At 59.0% G+C, this 22,230-nt stretch carries 37 protein-coding genes and 2 tRNA genes; 20 read left to right on the forward strand and 19 right to left on the reverse strand.

Annotation, left to right across the window (positions count from 1 at the left end; all coding sequences use genetic code 11):
- Positions 1 to 98 precede the first annotated feature (98 nt).
- Positions 99 to 368, forward strand: coding sequence for a hypothetical protein (locus AC19YT_RS12855; RefSeq protein WP_500610383.1), 270 nt, complete (start codon positions 99 to 101; stop codon positions 366 to 368).
- Here AC19YT_RS12855 and AC19YT_RS12860 read toward each other — a convergent pair.
- From AC19YT_RS12860 to AC19YT_RS12950, 19 genes are all read right to left on the reverse strand, one after another.
- Positions 358 to 1,539 (reverse strand): RNA-directed DNA polymerase, encoded by a 1,182-nt coding sequence (locus tag AC19YT_RS12860; protein ID WP_500610384.1) that lies wholly within the window; start codon positions 1,537 to 1,539, stop codon positions 358 to 360. The genes AC19YT_RS12855 and AC19YT_RS12860 overlap by 11 nt on opposite strands.
- 211 nt (positions 1,540 to 1,750) lie before the next feature.
- On the reverse strand, positions 1,751 to 2,107 hold the full coding sequence (locus AC19YT_RS12865) for a four helix bundle protein (protein ID WP_500610385.1): 357 nt from the start codon (positions 2,105 to 2,107) through the stop codon (positions 1,751 to 1,753).
- 55 nt (positions 2,108 to 2,162) lie between these two features.
- Positions 2,163 to 2,783 carry an Lcl C-terminal domain-containing protein gene (locus AC19YT_RS12870; protein ID WP_500610386.1) on the reverse strand — a complete coding sequence of 207 codons (621 nt, stop codon included), beginning with the start codon at positions 2,781 to 2,783 and terminating at the stop codon, positions 2,163 to 2,165.
- A 75-nt stretch (positions 2,784 to 2,858) separates the two neighbouring features.
- Positions 2,859 to 3,452 (reverse strand): DUF1566 domain-containing protein, encoded by a 594-nt coding sequence (locus AC19YT_RS12875; RefSeq protein WP_500610387.1) that lies wholly within the window; start codon positions 3,450 to 3,452, stop codon positions 2,859 to 2,861.
- Positions 3,453 to 3,509: 57 nt separating this feature from the next.
- Positions 3,510 to 3,821, reverse strand: coding sequence for a hypothetical protein (locus AC19YT_RS12880; protein WP_095110524.1), 312 nt, complete (start codon positions 3,819 to 3,821; stop codon positions 3,510 to 3,512).
- 69 nt (positions 3,822 to 3,890) lie between these two features.
- Positions 3,891 to 4,361: a hypothetical protein gene (locus AC19YT_RS12885; protein ID WP_500610388.1), complete on the reverse strand. Its 471-nt coding sequence runs from the start codon at positions 4,359 to 4,361 to the stop codon at positions 3,891 to 3,893.
- Positions 4,358 to 4,600 (reverse strand): hypothetical protein, encoded by a 243-nt coding sequence (locus tag AC19YT_RS12890; protein WP_095110525.1) that lies wholly within the window; start codon positions 4,598 to 4,600, stop codon positions 4,358 to 4,360. The genes AC19YT_RS12885 and AC19YT_RS12890 overlap by 4 nt, the downstream gene beginning before the upstream one ends.
- On the reverse strand, positions 4,597 to 6,225 hold the full coding sequence (locus tag AC19YT_RS12895) for a YqaJ viral recombinase family protein (protein WP_500610389.1): 1,629 nt from the start codon (positions 6,223 to 6,225) through the stop codon (positions 4,597 to 4,599). The genes AC19YT_RS12890 and AC19YT_RS12895 overlap by 4 nt, the downstream gene beginning before the upstream one ends.
- Complete coding sequence (bet, locus tag AC19YT_RS12900) at positions 6,222 to 7,028, reverse strand: phage recombination protein Bet (protein ID WP_500610429.1); 807 nt, start codon at positions 7,026 to 7,028, stop codon at positions 6,222 to 6,224. The genes AC19YT_RS12895 and bet overlap by 4 nt, the downstream gene beginning before the upstream one ends.
- Before the next feature lie 168 nt (positions 7,029 to 7,196).
- Positions 7,197 to 7,367: a hypothetical protein gene (locus tag AC19YT_RS12905; protein WP_017528181.1), complete on the reverse strand. Its 171-nt coding sequence runs from the start codon at positions 7,365 to 7,367 to the stop codon at positions 7,197 to 7,199.
- On the reverse strand, positions 7,348 to 7,575 hold the full coding sequence (locus tag AC19YT_RS12910) for a hypothetical protein (protein ID WP_500610390.1): 228 nt from the start codon (positions 7,573 to 7,575) through the stop codon (positions 7,348 to 7,350). The genes AC19YT_RS12905 and AC19YT_RS12910 overlap by 20 nt, the downstream gene beginning before the upstream one ends.
- The gene (locus tag AC19YT_RS12915; RefSeq protein ID WP_500610391.1) at positions 7,572 to 7,862 is read right to left on the reverse strand and encodes a hypothetical protein; all 291 of its coding nucleotides are present in this window, start codon (positions 7,860 to 7,862) and stop codon (positions 7,572 to 7,574) included. The genes AC19YT_RS12910 and AC19YT_RS12915 overlap by 4 nt, the downstream gene beginning before the upstream one ends.
- A 21-nt stretch (positions 7,863 to 7,883) precedes the next feature.
- On the reverse strand, positions 7,884 to 8,144 hold the full coding sequence (locus tag AC19YT_RS12920) for a hypothetical protein (RefSeq protein WP_200656480.1): 261 nt from the start codon (positions 8,142 to 8,144) through the stop codon (positions 7,884 to 7,886).
- A 21-nt stretch (positions 8,145 to 8,165) separates the two neighbouring features.
- On the reverse strand, positions 8,166 to 8,408 hold the full coding sequence (locus AC19YT_RS12925; RefSeq protein ID WP_500610392.1) for a hypothetical protein: 243 nt from the start codon (positions 8,406 to 8,408) through the stop codon (positions 8,166 to 8,168).
- A 167-nt stretch (positions 8,409 to 8,575) separates the two neighbouring features.
- Positions 8,576 to 8,719, reverse strand: coding sequence for a hypothetical protein (locus tag AC19YT_RS12930; RefSeq protein WP_500610393.1), 144 nt, complete (start codon positions 8,717 to 8,719; stop codon positions 8,576 to 8,578).
- Positions 8,720 to 8,975: 256 nt separating this feature from the next.
- Positions 8,976 to 9,215, reverse strand: coding sequence for a LexA family protein (locus AC19YT_RS12935; RefSeq protein WP_500610394.1), 240 nt, complete (start codon positions 9,213 to 9,215; stop codon positions 8,976 to 8,978).
- A 727-nt stretch (positions 9,216 to 9,942) separates the two neighbouring features.
- Positions 9,943 to 10,464 (reverse strand): type II toxin-antitoxin system VapC family toxin, encoded by a 522-nt coding sequence (locus tag AC19YT_RS12940; RefSeq protein ID WP_500610395.1) that lies wholly within the window; start codon positions 10,462 to 10,464, stop codon positions 9,943 to 9,945.
- A gap of 1 nt (position 10,465) precedes the next feature.
- The gene (locus AC19YT_RS12945; RefSeq protein WP_500610396.1) at positions 10,466 to 11,176 is read right to left on the reverse strand and encodes a hypothetical protein; all 711 of its coding nucleotides are present in this window, start codon (positions 11,174 to 11,176) and stop codon (positions 10,466 to 10,468) included.
- A 56-nt stretch (positions 11,177 to 11,232) separates the two neighbouring features.
- Positions 11,233 to 11,967 carry a S24 family peptidase gene (locus tag AC19YT_RS12950; RefSeq protein WP_500610397.1) on the reverse strand — a complete coding sequence of 245 codons (735 nt, stop codon included), beginning with the start codon at positions 11,965 to 11,967 and terminating at the stop codon, positions 11,233 to 11,235.
- A gap of 104 nt (positions 11,968 to 12,071) precedes the next feature.
- Between AC19YT_RS12950 and AC19YT_RS12955 the strand changes: the two genes are divergently transcribed.
- The 19 genes from AC19YT_RS12955 to terL all read left to right on the forward strand — a co-directional run bounded on the left by AC19YT_RS12955 (position 12,072) and on the right by terL (position 22,224).
- Entirely contained in the window at positions 12,072 to 12,305 is a 234-nt protein-coding gene (locus AC19YT_RS12955) for a hypothetical protein (protein WP_500610398.1), read from the forward strand.
- Positions 12,306 to 12,307: 2 nt separating this feature from the next.
- The gene (locus AC19YT_RS12960) at positions 12,308 to 12,616 is read left to right on the forward strand and encodes a CII family transcriptional regulator (RefSeq protein WP_500610399.1); all 309 of its coding nucleotides are present in this window, start codon (positions 12,308 to 12,310) and stop codon (positions 12,614 to 12,616) included.
- Between the two features lie 205 nt (positions 12,617 to 12,821).
- A complete protein-coding gene (locus tag AC19YT_RS12965; RefSeq protein WP_500610400.1) occupies positions 12,822 to 13,646 on the forward strand; it encodes a replication protein in 825 nt (274 codons plus the stop codon).
- On the forward strand, positions 13,643 to 15,043 hold the full coding sequence (locus AC19YT_RS12970) for a DnaB-like helicase C-terminal domain-containing protein (protein WP_500610401.1): 1,401 nt from the start codon (positions 13,643 to 13,645) through the stop codon (positions 15,041 to 15,043). Before AC19YT_RS12965 ends, AC19YT_RS12970 begins: the two co-directional genes overlap by 4 nt.
- A 1-nt stretch (position 15,044) precedes the next feature.
- A complete protein-coding gene (locus tag AC19YT_RS12975) occupies positions 15,045 to 15,317 on the forward strand; it encodes a hypothetical protein (RefSeq protein WP_500610402.1) in 273 nt (90 codons plus the stop codon).
- Positions 15,314 to 15,736, forward strand: coding sequence for a phage protein NinX family protein (locus AC19YT_RS12980; RefSeq protein WP_095110401.1), 423 nt, complete (start codon positions 15,314 to 15,316; stop codon positions 15,734 to 15,736). Before AC19YT_RS12975 ends, AC19YT_RS12980 begins: the two co-directional genes overlap by 4 nt.
- Entirely contained in the window at positions 15,733 to 16,161 is a 429-nt protein-coding gene (locus tag AC19YT_RS12985) for a hypothetical protein (protein ID WP_500610403.1), read from the forward strand. The genes AC19YT_RS12980 and AC19YT_RS12985 overlap by 4 nt, the downstream gene beginning before the upstream one ends.
- Complete coding sequence (locus AC19YT_RS12990; protein ID WP_177006222.1) at positions 16,158 to 16,385, forward strand: hypothetical protein; 228 nt, start codon at positions 16,158 to 16,160, stop codon at positions 16,383 to 16,385. Before AC19YT_RS12985 ends, AC19YT_RS12990 begins: the two co-directional genes overlap by 4 nt.
- Positions 16,382 to 16,798, forward strand: a complete 417-nt coding sequence (locus AC19YT_RS12995) for a recombination protein NinB (RefSeq protein WP_500610404.1) — start codon at positions 16,382 to 16,384, stop codon at positions 16,796 to 16,798. Before AC19YT_RS12990 ends, AC19YT_RS12995 begins: the two co-directional genes overlap by 4 nt.
- Complete coding sequence (locus tag AC19YT_RS13000; protein ID WP_500610405.1) at positions 16,798 to 17,067, forward strand: hypothetical protein; 270 nt, start codon at positions 16,798 to 16,800, stop codon at positions 17,065 to 17,067. Before AC19YT_RS12995 ends, AC19YT_RS13000 begins: the two co-directional genes overlap by 1 nt.
- Positions 17,064 to 17,651, forward strand: coding sequence for a recombination protein NinG (locus AC19YT_RS13005; protein WP_500610406.1), 588 nt, complete (start codon positions 17,064 to 17,066; stop codon positions 17,649 to 17,651). The genes AC19YT_RS13000 and AC19YT_RS13005 overlap by 4 nt, the downstream gene beginning before the upstream one ends.
- Positions 17,648 to 18,229, forward strand: coding sequence for a hypothetical protein (locus tag AC19YT_RS13010; protein ID WP_095111164.1), 582 nt, complete (start codon positions 17,648 to 17,650; stop codon positions 18,227 to 18,229). The genes AC19YT_RS13005 and AC19YT_RS13010 overlap by 4 nt, the downstream gene beginning before the upstream one ends.
- Before the next feature lie 106 nt (positions 18,230 to 18,335).
- A tRNA-Thr gene (locus AC19YT_RS13015) sits at positions 18,336 to 18,411 on the forward strand.
- A 3-nt stretch (positions 18,412 to 18,414) separates the two neighbouring features.
- Positions 18,415 to 18,489, forward strand: a tRNA-Asn gene (locus tag AC19YT_RS13020).
- A 295-nt stretch (positions 18,490 to 18,784) separates the two neighbouring features.
- Complete coding sequence (locus tag AC19YT_RS13025) at positions 18,785 to 19,156, forward strand: chemotaxis protein (RefSeq protein WP_500610407.1); 372 nt, start codon at positions 18,785 to 18,787, stop codon at positions 19,154 to 19,156.
- The gene (locus AC19YT_RS13030) at positions 19,156 to 19,494 is read left to right on the forward strand and encodes a hypothetical protein (protein WP_500610408.1); all 339 of its coding nucleotides are present in this window, start codon (positions 19,156 to 19,158) and stop codon (positions 19,492 to 19,494) included. Before AC19YT_RS13025 ends, AC19YT_RS13030 begins: the two co-directional genes overlap by 1 nt.
- Positions 19,495 to 19,545: 51 nt before the next feature.
- Entirely contained in the window at positions 19,546 to 20,169 is a 624-nt protein-coding gene (locus AC19YT_RS13035) for a putative metallopeptidase (RefSeq protein ID WP_500610409.1), read from the forward strand.
- Between the two features lie 31 nt (positions 20,170 to 20,200).
- A complete protein-coding gene (locus AC19YT_RS13040) occupies positions 20,201 to 20,674 on the forward strand; it encodes a DUF2280 domain-containing protein (RefSeq protein ID WP_500610410.1) in 474 nt (157 codons plus the stop codon).
- A complete protein-coding gene (gene terL / locus AC19YT_RS13045; protein ID WP_500610411.1) occupies positions 20,674 to 22,224 on the forward strand; it encodes a phage terminase large subunit in 1,551 nt (516 codons plus the stop codon). Before AC19YT_RS13040 ends, terL begins: the two co-directional genes overlap by 1 nt.
- Positions 22,225 to 22,230 lie beyond the last annotated feature (6 nt).

Below are 22,230 nucleotides of genomic sequence, written 5' to 3' on the forward strand. Positions count from 1 at the left end.
TCCTTGCCGGGCCATGCCCGGGCGGTGGATTAAAGAGTGGGTGGTGGCAGGGCGGTCTGATTTGAGTTAAATGGATCTAAATTTCATGGAGCACCAAAATGCTTTACGCCAAACTTGGGTTCACAATTCTTGTCGCCTTGTTTTCCTTGAGCTCTTGCTGCCTTTGGGTAAAGTCAGCGACCGTTGCGGTACTGCACGACGAAGCTGCTGATAGCTGGTCTGGAGTTTTGTTAACTAAGGTCTCGAAAAAAGGCACCGTTGACATACTCAAGACGGCAGAAGAGCAAACCAAATGGAACAAGCTTGCCGCAGGATTTGCGGCAGCCGCTGCCATCTCACAGGTCGCCCTGACATGGATTACGTACTGAGCGAAATGCCTCGGCGCCTCTGGTAGGTCTTCGTCAACTCGGCATTGACGCTATTGCCACGCTTCAGCACAACGCGAGCGAGTTTTGCCCGGTCTTTCTCGCTGTGGCTGGCCTGACTGAGAAGGCCGAAGTAGCTGTTGGCGGTCTCGCGCAGATCCTCGGCGGGCGCTGCGGCGGTGCGCTTCAGTGCCTGGGCAAGTGACCGCTTGCGGGTGGTACGCCGCCAGGGCTTGATGACGTGGCCAACGAAGTCGACGCCGCGATCTACTGGCTGCAGTATCGTCTTCGTGGGGTTCAGCTTGGCGCCAAGCCTGGGCAAGAACGCTTCAACCTCTGCCAGCCACTGGTTGAGTTGCTGCGGTGACTCATGCAGGAACACGAAGTCATCGACGTACCGGATGTAGTGTTTAGCGCGCAGCTGGTGTTTGGCGAACTGGTCCAGGGCGTCGAGGTAGATGTTGGCGAAGAACTGCGAGGATAGGTTGCCGATCGGCAGACCGAGGTGAGCGGGCTGCGCAACCAGCCGCTTATGCTGTGGCACCCGGTTGAACAGGTGCGCCGGGCTTCGGGTCTCGTAATCCTCGCGCGGGTCGTGCATTAGGATTTGCGTGGCCAGGGTCAGCCACCACGGTTCGGTGATCCTGGCTTCAAGCTGTTTGCGCAGCACCGCCTTATCAATGGCGACAAAGAAGTTAGCTAGGTCGCACTTCAGGTAGAAGACTGGCTTCGACCAGTTCTCGCTGGCGCTCCGAATCTTCGACTCAAGTCGGGCGGCGGCGTAGAGCGTGCCGCGCCCTGGAATGCATGCGCAACTGTCCGCTATGAAGCTGGCGTAGAAGCGCGGTGCCACATGGTTGTACATGAGGTGGTGGACGACGCGGTCCCGGAAGGCTGCAGCCCAAACCTCGCGGGCTTTCGGTCGGGTGACCACGAAACAAATAGATCGGCCTGGCCGGTAGGTGCCGGCGGTCAGGTCGTTGTGAAGCGCTACCAGGTTCTGTTCCAGGTTCATCTCGAAAGCCAGCGCGCTGTCGCTGTTGCGCTTGGAGCGCCGGCAGTCGTAGTAGGCCTGGACCAAATCGCAGAACGGGTAGGGACCAACAGTCGAATCTGCGGACGGGGCGGACGTGGAGCTCGTTGTTCTTGTCGTTGTTGTTCTGATTGCCATCATCGAAGTGCAAGTAGAATGCGTTGTTGGCGGAGCGCTGCGACCTATCGTGCTATCTACGTCGCCAAGCCGAAGGCAGAGCCGATCAGCAAGGAAACTGCGCGAGACCTACGCGGACGCTTTAGACCGGCGGTATCTCTGATGCGCATGGCGGTGACCCAGAGGTCAGCGGCACGACCAGATTCAATTCGCACAGACCTGAAAGCCGTAACTCTCAGGTGGCGGGCGCGGTTGGGGTGGAGCGTTTCCAGGCGTTGGCCTGTTTGCCAATCGAGGTGGTGACCTCTATTGCATTGGCGTGCTGCGGGACGCTGATGAATCGACTCTCTTTGAAAAGCCGCATCAGGAACTCGATCACCTGGACCTTCTCGACCAGCAGGGTCAGGTGTGGACGCTTGTCCCGGGTCGAGTTGGCCCGGGCAATCAACATCAGCACGTCAATGCACTCATCGATGACGCGCTTCCCGAGAGACTGCTTTAGATCCCGGGGAATGTTGCGGGTGAGGTTGGTGGCCATCTGGAGCAGGCCCAGCGAAGCCTTGTAGATCGATAAGTCCGTGTGCATTCCCATTGCGCTACAGCTCCAAGAAGCAACCGCCCGCAAGCGGGCGGATTAAATAAGCGAATTAATCAATAAGCTCGCTGCGGACGGGGCGGACGTGGAGCTCGCCGTACTTGCCGTAGTCGTCCTGAGTGCCATCACCGAAGTGCAAGTAGAATGCGAAGTTGGCGGAGCGCTGCGAACTCGACCAGTAGGCGCGCCCCTGGAAGGCCTCAGGACCACCATCACGGAACACCTCGACATTGGTCTGGGTTGGCGATTCACCGGTGTACAGCAGGCCGACCGGCTCGCTGTTGGGGTTGTCGCCGCTGCGTCCGTACTGCCAGTTCTCCTCGGTGGTCGGTTTTAAGTGGCGATACTGCAGTTCCTGCACGTCCCGCGCGGGGATCGCCCAGTCGGTGAAGCCGCCGATTACCAGGCCCAGGACCTGCTGAGCCACCTCACTGCCGGCCGCGGCCATGGCCTCGGTGTTGGCCCGGCTGTTGGTGAAGCTGTCGGCGCCCTCGATCAGCGCGCCGCGCTTGCCCCAGGTGCCGCACAGTTCGTGCTCGGCGCCGGCGGTGATGTTCAGGTAACGCTTGCCCGTCTCCAGGTCGACGGTGATGCCGGAGACGAACCCGCCGCCGTAGGCCTCGCCGATCTGGGGGAGGTTGGTTGCTGGTGCTGCTTTGGATGCTACTGGCATGGTGATTCCTCTTTTCGTGGGCAACAAAAAAGGCGCTGGTGCGCCTCGGGCCGATCAAAAGCAATGAATGAAGGATTAAATAAATTTCCTGCGGACGGGGCGGACGTGGAGCTCGTTGAGCTTGTCGTTGGTGTGCTGAGTGCCATCATCGAAGTGCAAGTAGAATGCGATGTAGGCGGAGCGCTGCGAACTCGACCAGTAGGCACCCTCGACAATCAGGTCGTATGCCCAGATCTGGTAGAGCTGGGATGCCGCTGGCAGGTCGAAGTCGCTATGGCCGTCAGCGGTGTATGCACGGGCCGCTTCGGCTGCTGGGTGGCCACCTGCCACGATCAGCGCGTCTGTATTGGCCTTGCCGTCCCACTTGCTGATGGCTTTCGACTCTTCTTTGTAGCGGCCCCACTTGAGCTCGCCCAGGCTTTTGGTGGCGAGGATCAGGTAGTGGGCAGGCACATCGCCGCGGGCAGGGACGAAGCCGGCGTTGATGCCGCCTTCCCCGGGCCAGTGCTCGCCGATGGCCGGGATGTCGCCCGCCGAAATCGACTGAACATTCGCAGCCGGCGGCAGTGTCTGAGAGAGCATGCCGAGCGCGAACAACTGCACCATGCGTTCTGCGGGGCCCTTGAGCTTGAAGTCGTCAATCTCGACTGAAATCGTCTTGGCTTTCATTGGTGTTCCTCAGGTAGGCGCCGTCCTCCGGTTACCGGATGCAGCGAGTAGGGTGGGCTATTCGTCGTGGGAGATGCGAAGGGCTTCGCGGTTATAGGCGAGCAGCAATTTTGCCGACACGTTTTCGGGTATCACGTATTCGTGTCGCGGCGGGGAGAGGAACTGCGCCGACCCTGCTGGGCCCAGGCCGTGCAGGTGGTGAATCATCAGCGTCATGGCCTCGCCCTGTTCCTCGATGCCGTGCCAGGCCATCAGGTCAGCCAAGGCCTGGCGAGTGCCGGCCATGGTGTGGAGTCGCAACTCTTCCTCGCCGCGAGTCTTTCGCCTCGCCGCAGTCTTTGCCGATCGTTCTTTCTGCGCGGCAGCCATGGCCTACCTCTTCTATTCCGCTGGCCGGCAGTGCGAGCCATGTTTGACGTTTGCGTTGCTGGGTTCGGGCTATGCGGCGCATGAATCGACCTTCACCTGGTGCCAGGCGCCGACCGCTTCGAAGATCCGCGCTGCGTGCGCCTCGTCCAGTGACATCGCTTCGGGGATGGCGATCCAGCCAGAAGCCACCATCTGGCTTTGATTGGCCTCGTCTCGCAGCTTCTTGTAGCAATGCTCAATCACGTCTTCCAGGTGGTCGGAGAGGTAGACGCCATCGGGCGCCAGTTCCACCGACTTGCTGTAGCGGTCGCCGCGGGCGTCAATGCACATGGCGCTCATGTAGATCGTCCAGCGGTGGGGAATACCGCACACGGCCTGGCCGATCTTCCCCGGAGCGATGTTCTTGAGCGACTTGTAGTTGATCATGCCCTGGCGGCCGCTGGGATCGATGTTGACCACCGCGACATGGTTGGAAGCCAGCAGCGAGCGGCACGACCGGGCAATGCGGGCTTGCAGGTTATGCGGCTTGCGCTTGCTCATAATGCCTCCGCCAGTTTGCGAAGCGCCTTGCGCTCGGCCCGGGTGATGGGCGGCTTGCGGCGCTTGAGGATGGTTGTCGGGTCGATGAATTCCGATCGCTTCGCCGGGTCTGGATTGATTGCCGGACTATCGCCAATGGTGAGTTTTCCGCCAGCGGCAAGGTGCCGTTGTACCTGACTGGAAAGCTCCAGCGCTTTTTCGCGCCGGAACTCGATGTCTGATTTGAGATTGCTGATCATGCTGCCGCCTTGGCGAGTGTCACCCCGGCCATGCTGAAGGTTGATCCCTGCTCTGCGACCATCGCGTCGAGCGCTTCCCAGTTGACCAAAAGGACGGTGATCGGCGCCTGACCGTATGCGACGGCTTTCACCAGGGCCTCGAAGTCCGTCACGCTGGCCTGCAGCGCTACCTGCTCGACCGCATGGCTCGTTACTGACTTTGTGGCCTGGGCTACGGGGGCCGCCGTCTGGACAGGAGCGGTGCGGACGGGCTCTGATGTCGAAATTTTCTCCGCGACCGGATCTGGCTTGATGGCTGCCAGGCGCTGGGCCTCTTGTTCGTCGGCGATTCGCTTCGCGTCGGCCTTATCCTGTTCCGCCTTCTGGTGTTCCGAGATACGGAATTTTATCAGCGTCACCAGGTCATCATTGGCCTTGGTCACCAGTTGCTGCACGTCGTTGAACAGGAAGGCGTAATCAACGGCGAGCTCCGCCAGGCTGGTCAGGTTCAAGCGAATACTGTCCGCTGCCTGACTTGCATCGATCTTAGCCCGGGCCAGCTCGGTATCTACTGCGTCCTGGAGGCTGGCGATGGTGCGCTTGTTCTTCATGGCACCGGCGAAGTCCGAAACGACATAAGGCAGCGTGACCTTGCCAAGGGTCTTGTTGATTGCGGCGATGTGATCCGCCAGTGCCAGCTCGGCTTTTTGCTTGATGGTGGTCTTCACCAACAGCTCCTGAGCCTTCACCAGCTTATCGACCTTCAGGCGTGTCTCGCGGGCATGGGCGCTGATGCGATCCAGCGACGAAAACAGCTCGTCGATGCTTTGGGTCTGCGACAGGGCTTGCTTCTTGGCGATGGCGACAGCCTCTTCAACATCACCGCACCACTTGACCGCCTTCTTGGCGTCGGCGAAGTCCTGGTCGGTGGAGAGTGTGGTTTTCACCGTGTCGATGACCGCCAAGGCCGAGCCTTCAAACACCTTCAGGTTGCTGGCGGTGACCATGCCGGTCAGCTCGATACGCAGGGCTGGCAGCTCATCAGGCGCCTTGCCGACTACGATTGAAGGCGCGTCGACCATTTCGAAGTTGGCCAGGTCTGCCTCGAACTGTTTCCAGCCCTCAATCAACTGGGCCGCGCGCCCGGCGACGGGCCGGTATTCCATGTGCACGAAGTTCTCCGCGGTGCCGTCCGAGCAAACAAAGATCACTCGTTCAGCGCCGCTTACCAGCAGTTGCTGCTCAAGCTGCCAGTAGTAGTGCGGAGCAAGGTCGCCGGCTTTCACCTGGGCCACGACTGACTCATTCCACAGTTTGTGCTCGAACAGTGTCTCGCCGAGCACCGTGGCGCCATCCATGGAGGCCAGCAGGTTGCCCTCGGTGGCAACGATTGGATACAGCTCTTCGCCGATCAACGCTTCAGTCAATGGTCGGGCCAGGGCTTCAGTAGCGTGGCCTTTGTCGAAGATAAACTGCTGAGAGGGCGTGATGTCCGGCGTGATGCCGGTCTTTTTGGCTGCCAGCAGGTCCGTGCGGGTTTGGTACTTCGAGGCGCCCATCATTGCCGGGGCTTCGGAGGCGGTGCGGAACTTGGCGCGAAGGGCAAGCCACTCGGCGGAGCCTTGAGCTACGTTATGAATTTTCATGCTGATTCTCCATCGAGGGCTTTGAGGTTGGTGATTTTTTCAATCTGCGCCGGGCTCAGCGTGTACTTGCTGCTGATGGTCGCAATGAGGTGTTCAGGGCTGGTGCGGTTCGAGTCGATCAATGGCTGCCACTTCACGATGTTCGCGGCCAGCAGGTCGTCGGAGTAGGCGGGCAGCGATTCCGGTTCAGGCTGGGCTTGCTGTCGTGGGCTGACATCGCGCGCCGGCTCCTCGAACGCTTTGCCTTCCATCTCGTCGGCCGTTGGCGCTGATCCAACTTCAGGGAAAGCTTTGCGCAGGGCCTGGGCCTCGGCGCATTTTGCGAGCTGGGCAAATGCTCGACGCTTCCACATGGCGTTGGGCGCCGCGGTGTCCTTGCTCGATGTCGCGTAGTTTTCAAGCCAGCGCTCATTGGCCGTGTATTCGGCAACCAGGCCGTTGCTCATCTGCCGCTTGACGGTCACGCGGCACCATTCGGGATACGTGACTTCTACGCCGCTCAGCTTCGCCGTTACTGGAGGACCATATTCAGGCTCGCTGATTCCGGCGTACTGGCCGGTGCGTGCCGCTTGAATGCGGTATAGGCCGATGCCAGGCATCACCGTGTCCTGCATCTTTTTTGTCTTCGAGTTCCAGATCGGAACGATGTGCACCGGTTTCAACATGGGGTCCAGATGCGCGGCCTGGCAGTAGGCCAACACCATCACGACTGAGTTCTTTTCGGCGCCGGGGTAGAGGCTGCTGCTCAGCACTTCGACGAGTGCTGCCTCCGATATTGCAGGCGTGTTGTCGTCCTGCTTCATTACTGCGGACATGGGGATTCCTTGCCGCGATGCTCGCAGCGATTGAAGGTGTTGGTTATTGGGTAACGTGACCGGCGTAGGCGCTTGCGAGCATCCATGCGGTACACAGGAGTAGGACGATGGCAGAGCCTCGCCAGATGTAGAGGCGCTTGGCTCGTTGGTAGGCGCTCATGGCCGAACCCTAACCGCGATCCGGCCGCCCTTGATCGCAGCAGCAAGCTTTGGCGGCAGTGCCGACACAGGCAGGTCGCGCGGCAGGCCGGCGCCGAGGATTGTCAGGCTGCGTTCGATCTCAGCAATCTGCTCGTCGATCAGTGATTTAACCGGTGCAGTAGTCATGTGGATCTCCTTTCCGGCGCTCATAGGCGCGGCGCAATCGTTCGGTGTAATGAGCGTCCTCTTTGGAATCAATGATCCCAAGGGTGCGAAAGATCAGAAGAGCAGTACCGGCCGAGGCCTTCACCGCGACAGCGCTGCATTCAGGGTCAATCACGCGAGCGATGTACCCCTCAAGCATGCCAACGGCCAAATCGTGCTGGCTGCTCATGCTGCCCACCGTCTTTCTCGGCGCTTGAGGGCGTCTATCTCTACCCACAGCGCGTTTGTGATTGGGGTGTAGTACTGATGGGCCAGAACCGGCAACTGCCAGCCAGGAACGTCCATCGGCACGCCGTCTTCGTCGTAGCATTTGGCCGCGATCAGCTTGAACTCCAGCTCTCGGTCGCCCATTGCGTCCCAGTCGCTGTCCCAGGTACCGGGTCGCGCCGGCTCATTCACGCAGTGGGTCACCTCCACCTGGAGGACAAACCCCTCAACAACTATTTCGTGTTCCATGGTCGCCTCCAGGGTGGCGGGTCAGTCGTAGTAGTCCTGATCGGCCAGGTACTCGGAATGCTCGTTTACAAGCCATTCCTCCATCGAGGCAATCTCGGATTCAGTCATGAAGCTGGTGTCGTCCTTCGACTCCCAATTGATTTCGCAATGGCCGAAGTACTCATCGGGATCGGCGGCTTGCGAACTGAAATTTCCTTTCCGGGCCGAGTAATATGCGACGGTCAGTTTGATAGCGATGTCTTCGCCATCCTTGACCGTCCAATATTCGTAAGTGCGGGCCATGGCGACCTCCAGTGTTTGGGGTTAGGCGGAACGGGCGGCGAGCATGGCCTCGGCCTGTGCGTAGGCCATTTCTGAGATCGTGTCGAACTCGTAATCGTCGTAGTAAGGGTTCGCGCTCATGCCTTGCAGGGCTTTTGCCGCGAAATAGTCGCGCAGGCTCATCCCGGACAAATCACGCTTCGTTTCGGCGACTGTCTTCGGCTCAAAAACCATGTGGTCGTAATCCGCGACAGGGAAGGCAGGGCCTCCGTCTTGAATGCTCATGACTCTCTCCATTCGTTGATTGATCCAACAAAACTCGGCTGCGACCTCACAGCACGGCCAGCTGCCGGAGGGCGCCGTGGGAAGTCGCATGCGGGTTGTGTCGGGAAAAGAAAGGCCCGTTGGACGTTCGGGCCTTTCACCGATGCAGTGGTTTTTGGGCGGGGAGGTCAGCGCCAGAGCGCCGCGACCCCGGTGATCGTTCGCCAGCGCTCACGGATGAAGCGCAGTGGATCGGTTGGCAGGCCGTCATCAGGTGGCGGTTCTGGCCGCGCATGGCTGAGCGCTGCGCCGATCAGGAACAGAAGGAGCATGGTGATCTCCGGCTTGGTTGGGTGATGCAGATGGCCGGAGCTGATCCCGGCACGACTATTAGCGGCCTTAGTGACACCGGGGTTTCACCGGGGCGAAGGTTTCAGCCGCTTATTCTTGGACTCGCCGTGGCCATCTGGGCGCTTACTCACTTTACCGGCCACGATTCCCGCGATCCCTCAGGTCTTACACTTGCCCATCAGCCTGGGCGTGCATCCGCATCCCGCTGCGCACTCTGTGAATGCACAGGAGGATGGTTCAGGCGACAATTCGAATGCCGCGACTCACCTTTGGCACCATGGTGATGTGACCCTTCTTAGCAAGAGCTTTTAGGTGCTCATCCACGCCGTTTGGCGACGCTATACCAAGATCCTTTGCCAGCTCGGCCCGAGTTGGCGGCCAACCGTTTTCAGATATCCATTTTTTCAGCGCTTCCAGGACGACTTTCTGTCTAGGCGATGCTTCTATTTTCATTTCCTGATCTCCGTTGATTTCCAATGCCGCCTCATAGAAGCGGCATCAGTAAATCTGTGGTGCCCAGGCCCGCTACTGGCGACGGCCTGGGTTTGCTGCGTCATCGGTGTTGGCCAGTTACCCGCCGCTGATTGCAGGGCTGGCCGTTCGTCTTCGTGGTTGGGCTTCGAGCTTCCTACTCACAGCGTCAAACAGCATCTATTCGCCGTGGATCACAGGTCCTTACAACATGCACGCTACAGCTCTGAGTGCCCTGATTGAGTGGGGCAGGGTGCATGAGGTCCGGCGGTCCCAGCCGAAGCTATCGGGCCCGCTAATTCTTGAATTTGGTGTCTCTCCCATCTGCCGCTGGGATTCGCGGGGCGCATTGCTTGCCGGGTCATTCGTGCCTACTGGGCATACACGGTTCTGGCGTTTCACCATCGAGCAGCCGTACAAGGTTTTCCCTGTCGTTGGCAGGCTTTCGGGCCTGTCTGCTCGCCGGTCGCCGGTAGAGGCAATGCGGTCTGTTGTTTGTTGCGCTGGCTGTTAAAGAGCGGTTCGGCGTCTGCCTGGCATCGCTGCCTGTGTTGCGGCGGGTCTTGGTAGGCCCTGGCGAGTACCTGTTGGGTGACTCGATGGATGTAAAGTTACCGCATGGTAATAATTTAAGTAAATACCGTTTGGTAATAAATTTTAACGAGGCGAAAAAAAACCCGCTCGGTGGCGGGCTTTTGTAGATATGCGGAGCATCGCTAGCTATTGAGTAGGCTCACATCCGAGGTTCAAATCCGAATTGCAGTGGCGGCGGACCGATGTCGGCAAGGCACTTCACTGATATCCCAACCGACCTGGCCTTGTTCATAAGACCGATGTCGTGAGTCCAAATCTCAGAAGCCCCTAATGCTACCGCTATCGCTAAAATCTGCCGATCAACGCGAAGTTTTGCTTTGCTCGCAGCGGGGTCCATCTGTTTTTGCTCGGCATCAGATACAAGCATCGCGCACTCGATTGCAGCGACTTGATCAAACGCAGCAACCTCTATTGATTTTACGGAACTGATAACGTCTAGGTGTGCTTGGAGCGCGCCCTTGTCTACGCCGAAGAGGTACTCCGCAAGGACCGGAGCAGGGATGATAACTACGCCTCCCAGAGTGTCTATGTGATCGACAAGCGCAGCGGCGCGGTCAAAAACCCTATCTACCAATTCCCCTGTCTCCGGATGACGAAGATCAGAGGAGGCCTCGTTCTGCATGATCTGAACCAGAACGTTCGTGTCGATTACAATTTTCACCCTAGCCCCTAGATTCCAAGATTTCTGTGTGGGGGCTAGGCATGTCGTCCCATTTGACGCCCCCGGCTGCCTTCAGTTTTGCTATGGCAGCCTTGAATCCAACGTCTTCAAGCTTCGCGAACGAAGAAATTACAAGCTTTATCAGCCTCCAACTGCCATCTGGACGCCGCTCCCATTCACCTTCTCCCGTGAGCCTGACCGGCTTGAAAAGAAGGTGCGCGAGGCGCTCAGCGATCTGGACGTTGGTTTCGCACAGCAAGGTCTCCCCGTCAGCACCCTCCAGCCTAATGGGGACTGTGGAGTCTTTACCGCCAACGCTATACAGGCGCCCCTGGACGCTAGACTCTTTTATTACCCTCAGCGGGGGCTCGGCCAGCTTACCTCTTGGAAACTGGATGATCTGCGCGCCTTCGGCTTTTAGATATCCGTCAACCCGATCATCCAGCATCAGGTCCGAAAGCTTCCTGAAGGATCTGGTAGGCCTTTTAGCGCCGATACCGTTTGCAACCTCCCGGACCTGATTCAGTACCACTGGGTAGCAAGTGTCTTCAACGCGACAAACGAGCATCGCAGAGCCTTCTTTTACAGAGTCAAAATGCACAGATGCTTCCGATCCGTAGAAGGAAGAAAGTTCGCGCAGGTACTCCGCCAGGCGCTTCATTGAGAGCTGGTCAGGGGATGTGCCGTCGAGGTAAAGCGTTATGTCTTTCATGGCTTGATTATAGGTACACGTCCGTGTTCAAGATATTGCAGCCCGTCAGGAAAGGGCTAGAAGCTACGCCCAGTCCACCAGTAAATGATCTGGGCCAGCACCTGGATGTCGCTCTCACGGTCGCCCGGAACGTCAATTTCGCGGTACTGGCCGTTATCCGAGATGATTGTCAGGCCATCAAGGTTGCGCTGGATACGCTTCACATGCTGCTGCCCGCGCATCAAGAAGAAATAGATTGCATCTGACTCGACAGACGTGACGCCGGAGTCTACAAGCAGGGCGTCACCGTTTCGAATAGTAGGCGCCATGCTGTCTCCGCGGCCTGAGATAAGCCTTAGGTTGTCAGTAGACGTGTAGACAAGGTTCTGGCGCACCCAATTGGCATCGAGGCGCATGTGCTCAACAACCATGTTCATTTCTGGCGGCTCCGTGCCTGGGCCCATTGATGCGGCTATATCGAAACGAGGCACCTCTACGACTGGGCGATAGCTCTTAATTTTCTGAGCCAGCGCAGCAGGAAGCCCCTCAACGTCAATTGTGTCGCTATTCCCCAGGCCAAGGCTGTCCAAAGCATATTTGGGCAGCCCGAAGGCCTCTTCCACTTCCCGCGCCATAGATTCGCCGATGGTTTTTGCGCCCGGCCTATCGGAAGGCCCCAAGCAACGGGATATGAAGTTCTGTGGCTTGTCGAGCTTTTCTGCCAGGCGAGACTGCGCGCCCCGCGCACCAACGCCGAATTCTCTGTCCATCAATCTTTGCAGGTTCGCCCTGCGCACGTCATGTAGTTCCATTCGGCGATTCTCTACGGCCATTACTTTTCGGTAAATGACCATCCGGTATTGATTTAATGGTTACCAAGCGGTAATAATCTGCGCATCACTTAGGAGAATCCGTGATGCGAACCAAGCACACACAGTTATTGGAGTGGCTCAAGACAGCCTCGGACGAGGTTGTAGAAAGAACCGGGACCACTCGCGGCTACCTGAAACAGATTGCCTATGGCAATAAGCAAGCGTCCGCCAGCGTGGCCTCGTCTCTTGAGCGGGAAACTATGGGTCTTCTGACCCGGCAGTCCCTGCGCCCAAATGACTGGACCGTGATTTGGCCTGAACTCGCGTCGGCGGCCTAATCATGTCGACCAGTCAATTAAGCCAAGAACAGGTTGTAAGGTCCCGCAAGAATTACCACTTCATCGTGCAGAAGCTTGCATCCGTGGGCAATGCGCCAGTAGCGCATGCAGTGGGTTGCGACGAGGCGACGATCAGCCGCATGAAGCCGGAGAAGTTTGAGCAGTTCGCTCAGATCCTGGCGGTGCTCGACCTGAAGATTGTTCCGGCTGAGATGCGCTGCTTTAACGAGCGCGATATCGAGATGCTGATCCATGCGTCTAAACGCTGGATGGAGCACATCCACGGCGTAGACCAGTTGCAGGAGGAGTGATGTATCAACTTCCTGCTGAAGAACTGGAATTGAGCAAGGAGTACCACCAAGCGGTGGCAATGCTTCATGCCCGGTCGATCCGGAACATGTATTCGAGAGACAGTAAACAAAAAGCCCGCAGTGAGTGTTTGGCTCATCTGCGGGCTTCGCTGTGTCCGACGGCTGCAACCGAAGGGCGTGTAGCAATAAATCCAGAGGCCCAAGTATGAGCAATGTCATCCCACTACGCAATACCGGGGGATTTACCCGGATGGACAACGATCTCTACGAAGCCCTCATAGGGGCTGAACTGTCTGGCCGTGAACTGCGCGTAGCTCTGGCTATTCATAGGCTCACGGCTGGCTACAACAAAGAATCTGTGAAGGTAGCGGCGCTCTACATCTCAAAGATGCTGTATGGCGACACAGAGAAGGCCGAGTCGGAACGTGCAAACGTATCCCGTGCTATCAACTCACTCATCCGTCAACGGATTCTGTTTCGTGATGGCGGGAGTCGTGATCCGATCACTTTCCTACCTGTCAACGAATGGAAAATTGACCATAAATCCACTGTGTTGAAATCTACACACCGTGTAGAAAAGACACCTGCCACTGTGTCGAAAATCACACACATAAAAGACATAAATACAAATCTAACTGCTAACGCAGTTGTCGCCGCTGCCGCTTCGACCGGTGAAGATTTGGAATCTGAACCGGAACAGCAGGGCACCCCACAACCTGACCAACCTGCAGCCGCCAAGGCTGACCGCATCCCGTACGGCAAGATTCAGGAAATCTACAACACGGTCTGCGGCGAGAAGCTGCCGAAGTGCCTGAAGCTCTCGGCCAAGCGCAAAACCCTGATCAAGGGCTGCTGGAACATGGAAATCAACGGTATCTACCCGTTCCGCAAGGGTGAATTCTGGACCGCTTACTTCACCGACTGCCTGAAGAGCAAGCACTGGACCGGCGAGAACGACCGGGGCTGGACTGCTGACATTGAGTTTCTGACCCGCCAGGACAAGGTCCTGAAAGTGTTGGAGGCCCTATGATTACTGACCGCCCACTGGTTGCGATGGAAGCTGAGTACGGCGTTGTCGGATCCCTGTTCATCAAGCCAGACCTGATTGAAACAATCGGCGCCATGGTCAGCCCGACCGACTTTTACGACCAAGACGTTGCTGAGATTTACACGCTTATCCTTGCTGCCCGTTCTGCCGGCCGCCCAGCTGACCCTGTGTCGATTGCCGACATTCGCCACGAACTGTCCAGCGGCGAACTGACCATGATCCGGGCCTCCGAGATCTACAACGGCGTGCCCAGCGCTGCGAATGGTCTTGAATACGCCCGTATCGTGGTAGAGCGCTCCAAGGCCCGCAAGGTCGCGGAGATCGGTCAAGCCATCATCGACATGGCGAGCCATGCACGGCCATTGGCCGGGATCATCGCAGACGCTCAAGAGGCCGTCCTGGCCCTGAACAGCGAAGACGACGAGCCGGATGTGATCAGCCTGCGTGAAGCGCTCGGCCCGGTCGTTGACGAAATGGATGCTCGCTTCAATGGCGAGGGCATCAACGGCCACGCAACAGGGCTGAAGGATCTGGATGAACTGGTCCAAGGCCTGCGCGGCTCTCACGTAATCATCATCGCCGGTCGCCCAGGCACTGGTAAAACCACGCTGGGCCTGGGCATCGCCGAAAACCTGACTATCCGAGAAAGCAAGTCGGCGCTGGTCTTCTCACTCGAAATGTCGGCCAAGGAGCTCTCCAAGCGCAGCCTGGCGTCTTCTTCGGCGGTAACGCTTGGCAGCATCGACACCGGCCAGGCCATGGGCAACGGCGAATCGATCACGCGCATTACCGGCGCCGTTAGCCGTATGCACTCTGCCGATCTGCGCATCTGCCAAAAGGGCGGTCTGCCGCTGAGCCGGATTCGTAACATCGCCCGTTTTCAGCACCGCGCCAAGCCACTGGACTTGATCGTCATCGACTACATCGGTCTGATCGCGCCCGAAGCAAGCTCGCGTCAGCAGAACCGGAACCTTGAGCTCGGCGCCATCAGCCGCGGCATCAAGGCGATGGCTAAGGAACTGGATATACCTATCATCGTCCTGGCCCAGCTCAACCGCAGCATCGAAACGCGCTCGACGAAGAAGCCTCAAATGTCCGACCTGCGCGACTCCGGCGAGATCGAGCAGGACGCCGACATCATCATGATTGCCCACCGTGACGCCGATTCTGACCTCGGGCGCAGCGGCGTGACCGAGATCGACGTGGTGAAGCACCGCCACGCATCGGTAGGGCACTGCCTGCTCCAGCACCAGGGCGAGTTCGCACGGTTCGTCAACTACGCAGGGCAGCGCGAGCAGCAGCAAGAAGCCGCCGCGCCAGCGCCCCGCAAGTCCTCCAAATCCCTCTTGAACGACTTCAACCCACGGGGAGGTTTCTGACATGACAGTTACCAGCATTCGATACAGCTTCGCGCAGGCCAAGCCAAAGCCGCAGGCCGGGGACGAGCGCTTCCTGAAAGGCCGAGGCGTCCAGCAAATCCGCCAGCAGCAGTACAGCAAGATGTACCGGGCCTACATGGTCTGCAACGGCCGGCCGGTCTGGGAATGGGTCGACAAGGGCAGCGAGCGAGATCGCACGTCTGAGGCCTGGAGTGAGGCGCGCAAGTTGGAGCGCATGGCAGTGATCGCAGAAGCAGGGGAGAAGCGGGCATGACCGAATTTATAGAAGTTAAGACGCAAGACCTGTCTGGCGCCGCACTGAATTGGGCGACTTTCTGTGCTGTGTACCCAGGCATGCGGCCGGCGATCAAGGTTACCGAGAGCGAAACGCGCTTGCTGTTCAAGGGTGCAGCAAAGCCGGTGACGCTTCCTCGCACGATCCGCCTGACCTACTCCGGGGCGTATGGATTTGAGTTCGATTGGTATCCGTCCAGCGATTGGGATTGCGGCGGCGCGCTGCTGGATAAATTTGAAATTGAAATCCTTCGTGCTGGGAGTGTCGTTCACGCAAAGCGTTACGGCATGACGAATGCTGCTGGTGACGGGGAAACAATCCTCATCGCCGCCTGTCGCGCCATCGTCGCCTCGGTCCTTGGCGAAATCGCAAGCGTGCCAAAGGAGCTGCTGTCATGACCGACAACACCGAACTGAAGCGGCTGGCCGAGGCCTCGCTGGGCGATTGGTACGAAGTTGGAGAGCTTCGCTGCGAGGACCGCAGCGGCTACATCAACGGCCTGCATCATGACGATGAATATTTCATCGCAGCCGCCAACCCAGCCGCAGTCCTGGCCCTGATCGCCGAGAACTATCGGCTTGAGAGCGAGGCTGAGTATGCCGCTGCTGGTTTCGATGCCGCGCGCGAAGAAGTTGCCCGGCTCAAGTCCGAGAACGAGGCGCTGCTCGTCGCTCTGAAAGGGATGACCTCCATGTACGGCTACTGCTGGGACATAGTCGATGGCGGGCTGCTGTGCATGCAGGACAACGTCGAACGCTTCGAGGGTGCCCATGAGGCGGCCCAAAAGGTAATCGCCGCCATAGGCAAGGGAGAGCAGTCATGACTCTGGAGTCAATCGCTTTGTGGCTTGGCTACGGCGTGATGCTGGTCGGTGGCGCTCTGTTGGTAGCGGCAATGCTTCTGGCGATCAGCCTGGTTCTGTCAGCGAAGGTAAACCTGATCGGGAAGTACCTGCGGTTTCACTGGGACCTAAAGACGCTGCGCAACACCATGCGCACGCTTGAGGCAGAGGGAAAGGTCAGCAAGAAGACTGGAGTTCAATCATGACCAGCCTTCAGATCCGCAACGAATCAGACCGTAGCCGCGCCATGGGCCACCTTGCCGCGCTTGACCTTACCAAGCCAAAGAAGCTGGCCATCACCGAAGTTGACCGCAGCGGGGAGCAGAACAAGGCCCTGCACGCGGCGCTGGCCGATATCGCCGCCCAGGTCGAGCACGCCGGGAAGAAGTGGGACGTTCTGATCTGGAAGCGCCTGCTGACGGCCGCGTGGCTGCGTGAGTCGGGCGATCAACCACAGATGATCCCAGCGGTAGACGGCAACGGCTTCGACGTCATCTATGAACGCACAAGCAAGCTCACCGTGAAGCAGTGCGGCGAGTTGATCGAGTGGGTTCATTGCTTCGGCGCCGAGCACCAGGTGCGTTGGACACAAAAGGACAATTGGGGAGGGCGCTACTGATGAGCCATAACTTCAAACCGGGCGACCTGGCACTGGTGATTTCAGGTGGGTACTTGGGCGAGACCGCGGAGCTGGTGCGATTTGTAATGGCTGGTGACCTGATCGTCTCGCCCACCACGGGCAAGGTTTACGAATTCAGGCCGGCGGCCGGGGTTGGTGGATGGCTGTGCAAATTCAGAAGCATGCATGCGGTTAAGCACGAAAAGAACCTGATGCCCCTGCGCGGCGACTTCACCCCTGAGCAGCAAAAAGCCAAGGAGGCTGTATGACCATCGAACGGAAGCAGCCCAAGCCGAAGAAGTGCCGCGTTGTCACGTGCAGGGCCTCATTCGTCCCTTCGCGTATGGGCCAGGCGGTGTGCAGTCCGGCCTGCGCAATGATCGACGCGCCCAGGCACGCACCTAAGGCGCGCAAGGCGCTGGCCGACATCGAGCGTAAGGACATCAAGGTGCGCAAGGAGAAGCTGAAGAGCAGGGCGGATCACCTCAAGGACACGCAGCACGCATTCAACGCCTGGATACGGGCGCGGGATGCCGGTCAGCCTTGCATCAGTTGCGGCACGACGGCGGACGTTCAGTACTGCGCGGGCCACTACAGGACGACAGCGGCAGCGCCAGAGCTTCGCTTTGAGCCACTCAACGTACATCTCCAATGCAATCGCAACTGCAACATGGGCAAGTCGGGGAACTTGCTGGGGTATCGGCCTGGCCTAATCAAGAAGATTGGCATCGAGGCTGTCGAGTGGCTTGAAGGGCCTCATGAGGCCAAGAAGTACACCATCGAAGAATTGAAGGCGATGACCGCCGAATACCGGGCCAAGACCAAAGAACTGAGGAAGGGGCAGGCAGCATGAAGATCAACTCAGCGCGCCAGGCTTGGCATGACTGCAAGTACAACCCGGCCCCCGGCCAGACCTCTGACGTTGTTCAATTGGGCGTGGTGGTGCAGAACACCGAGCGCGGGCCCACGGCGAACCACGCGGTGCATAGCGCCTTGGCTGGTCAGATCCAGTCCGCAATCGCGCGGCTTCACTATCAGCTTCGCGCCTTTGGGAATGCCATGTACGCCGCAGAGCCTACCGATGATGATCGGGATGATGCTGAAGGGGCCGTATTCAATCTGGCCTGTTCCCGGGCGCCGCGCATGACGGCCGACAAGAGAGGGCGGGGCGAGTACGTGGCCAAGGGTGTGTTCCGTCGCTATCGCTACATGCACCAGGGCGGGCAGTCTTCAAATCCTGACCCTCTCATCAAGCCCGAGGTGTTCCGTGCCTGGATGGTTGCAGAGTATGGCGTCAAGCTTCCATCCACGGCATGGAGTCGTGACTGGGAGCCTTTCGTGCAGCTCTGTTTCGACGCTTGCTATGACATTGATGCGAAAGCACTAAGCCCGATTGGCGGGGTGATTTACAAGATGCAGGAGGCCGCTTGACTTCCCGCACGGCTGAGGGCATGATTTCCCCATATTGAGTATTTTGCCTGCGGCAACTTGCTCCACTAACCCTGCTTTCGAGCGGGGTTTTTTGTGTCTTAAATTCGCCGCCATAGCTCCAGTGGTAGAGCAGTCGCCTTGTAAGCGAATGGCCCGGGGTTCGAATCCTCGTGGCGGCACCACATTGGCATGTAGCTCAGAGGTAGAGCAGGCGGCTGTTAACCGCCTGGTCGGAGGTTCGATCCCTCCCTTGCCAGCCAGTAACACCTGTAGCCAGGACGGCCCTCGGGAAGGCCTGGACGCTGATAAGCCGGAAAGTACAGCGCTTCAAGAAAACACCGGCAGCCCGTGCACCCTGTCCCATCACCATGCTTACAGGGTGGCGCGAGACTGGATCAGCGAGATCAATGCAATGGGGCGTTGACGCTGGGATGGTCTTTGGCAGACAGCGCGGAAAGACGCGCACACCTATTCAGGGCCCCGCCATTGTGTGGGGCCTTTCTGTTTTGGGTTTTGCCCGGGCCAACGCAGGCCTTTTTTATTCATGGAGTGACGATGGATCCTACTGACCTCGGCCCAGGCACAGCTACCTGGCTGGGCGGTACTGGAACCGTATTGCTGGGCGGCTTTCTGTGGCTGAGGAAATTCCTCTCCAAGGACGCGACCGACCGGGCGATGGATAGCGCCGACATCGGCACCGTCCGCCGGCTGAATGAGCTGCTCGACACTGAGCGGGCCCGCGCGAACGCTGCCGAAGCACGCGCCGACCAGTTCGCCAAAGAGCGCAATGAGCTGGCCGCAGCGGTAGGGCGGATGGAGGGGAAGATCGAAGCCCTCACCAGCCAGGTGGCGCAGCTCACTGCAACCGTCACCACGCAGAGCGACGAGATTGCTCGCCTGCGAACCAAGCTCGGAGGGCTCAACTGATGGATCGATGCGCAATCAACTTCATCGCCCGCCACTGGTGGAGGCGCGCCGAGGTATGGGTCATTGCGATCCTGCTGGTGTTCGGCGGGCTGACACTTGGCTACCAGGCCGGCGTCTGGTCTGCCAGTAGCGAGCAGACCAAGCAGCTTGCTGAGGTGCGCTCCGCGTATGACGCCGCCCTGGGCAAGCGCGACCTACGCCTGACCAACCTGGCCGAGAAGACGCAGGACGCAGCCGTGAAGGTGCAAGAGGCATCGCACTCGGCAGTCCAGGCGGCTGACACAGCGAGCAAAGCGGCCGAGAAGGTCAACGAAGCGGTAGAGCGTCAGTCGCCGTAACCCGCGCCACGTTTTCGAATGCGCCAAATCGTGGCGCGCAAGGGGGTGACTATGGATAGGCCATACCCTCCATCGTCACTGCTTGAGCTGTCTGACCTCTCTCACTTCGGCATTCGCCTGACGCCCGCGCCTGAGGTGTGGGAATGGCTCCAAGCCGAGATCCTTGCCGACACCGGCAGCATTCACAATGAAGACCATGCTCACCTACTGGATGCAGACATCCGGGTCATGTGGGCGTCGTCGAGCTTCAATAAGCAGGGCCGCACGGTACTAGGTCAGGCCGAACAGGTAGCGTTCCGCGCCGGCGGCTGGCAGAAAGCCCGGATGGAGCAACAGATGCGCGATTGGTTCGGCGACGTGCCGGCCTACATCATCACGCTGGCCGCTGACTACTGCGACCAATGCAGCGACACCGACTTCTGCGCCCTGGTTGAGCACGAGCTCTACCACATCGCCCAGGCGACAGATCAGTACGGAGCACCCAAGTTCACTCAGGAAGGCCTGCCCAAGCTTGAGATGCGCGGACACGACGTAGAGGAATTCGTCGGGGTGGTTCGTCGCTACGGGGCAAGCCCTGATGTTCAGGTGCTGGTGGATGCTGCAAACAAGCCCGCCGAGGTGGGTAAATTGAACATATCGAGGGCCTGCGGAACCTGCCTGCTCAAGCTGGCCTGATTTTGGACAGGCATCAGACAGGTGAAAATATATGGCAGTCCTTCAAAACGAAGTGAAGGCCTTTATCGTGCAGGCGCTGGCTTGCTTCGATACGCCGTCACAAGTTGCTGAGTTGGTCCAAAAGGAATTCGGGCTGACCATTACGCGGCAGAAGGTTGAATCGCACGACCCCACGAAGATCTCCGGCAAGTTCCTGGCTAAGCGCTGGGTGACCCTGTTCGAAGACACCCGGAAGCGCTTCCGAGACGATACGGCTGACATCCCAATCGCTAACCGGGCGTTCAGACTTCGAGCCCTGGGCCGAATGGCTGAGCGGGCAGAGAACATGAAGAACATCTCGCTCGCAGCCCAATTGCTGGAGCAGGCCGCCAAAGAAACTGGTGGCACCTACACCAACAGGCAGCAGGTAGATCTCAGTTCGACCGACGGGACGATGACTCCCGTAAAGGACCGCCCGATTGACGCCGAGCTGGTTAAAGCCCTGGTAGACAAGCTGGTGGACTGATGGCTATCAAACCGATCGAGTGGGACGCGCTGAGCCACGCTGAGCGCTCCGCCTTGGTCGCGGCGGGGGAGCATAGCCCGCTGGCCTTCACCAGCCTGTGGTTCAACATCACCCAGGGCGACAGCTTCAGGACAAACTGGCACCACCACTACTTCGACTACGCCGCCCGCAAGATGCTTGCCGGTGACGCGCAGAACATCGTCGTGAATATCCCGCCAGGCGGCACAAAGACCGAGTTCTGGTCCGTCCACCTGCCGGTCTACACGATGGTCAAGCACCGCCGGGTGCGCATCCTCAACACCAGTTATTCCAAGAGCCTGGTAGACGAGAACAGCGAGCGCAGCCGCGCCCTGGTCAAGTCTGCTGAGTTCCGCGAGTTCTACCCCTTCGATATCGAGAAGGACAAGGTGGACGACTGGACGCTCGCCAAGGATGGGAAGCGCGTACACCAACTGTTCAGCCGCTCCAGTGGCGGCCAGATCACCGGTGTCCGTGGCGGCTACATGGGTGACGAGTACAGCGGACACATCCAGGCGGATGACTGGGACAAGATCGACGATCTGTTCAGCGAGGCAAAGCGGCGCAAGTCGCACACGCGCCTGGTGAACACCCTGCGCAGCCGGAAGGCGCACAGCGGCACACCGTTCGTTGCCATCCAGCAGCGCGGACACATCGACGACTCGACCGCGTTCCTGCTGTCGGGCGGCATGGGCCTGAAGATCGATCTGCACATCAAGATCCCGGCCCTGGTCAATCAGGAATACATCGACTCACTGCCTGACGGCATCCGCGAGCGCTGCATCAAGAGCGTGTGCGGTTCTGAGCAGGTGGACGGCTACTGGTCGTACTGGCCTGCCAAGGAGAGCGTTCACGACCTGATCGCGCTCCGCACGGCTCACCCGTACACCTTCAGCAGCCAGTACATGCAAGACCCTGACACGCTCGACGGCGGGATCTTCTCGGCAGACGACTTCCAGTACTACGGCGACGTGGATGCTGGCGCTGATCTACCGCTGCCGGACAAGTTCGACTACCGCTTCATCACCGCAGACACCGCCCAGAAGACCAACACCTGGAACGACTGGACGGTATTTGCGGAGTGGGGCGTATTCGAGGGGCGCATCTACCGAGTCGGCATGAAGCGTGGCCGGATGGATGCCAAGACGTTGCGCCGCGAGTTCGAGGCGTTCGTCAAAGGTGCCTGGGCAAAGAACGGGAAGGCCAACGGCATCCTGCGCCGCGTGTACGTCGAGGACAAATCAAGCGGTACCGGCCTGATCCAGGAGATGGAAAAGCGCCTGCCGCTCAAGGTCACGCCGGTTCCTCGTGACCGCGACAAGCTGACTCGAGCGCTCGACGTTCAAGGCTTCCACGCTGCCAAGCTGGTCTGCCTGCCCTACGACGACAGCCAGAACTACGAGTTCGTGTGTGAGGTGGCGTCGTTCACTGCCGACGATAGCCACAAGTACGACGACCAGACCGATGTGATGATCGACGCTTTGTCTGAGGTTTACATCAAGGGCAAGCGATCTATCCGCGACCTCCTATAACCAAAT

The sequence above is a fragment of the Pseudomonas sp. MF08875 genome (genome assembly GCF_059862525.1).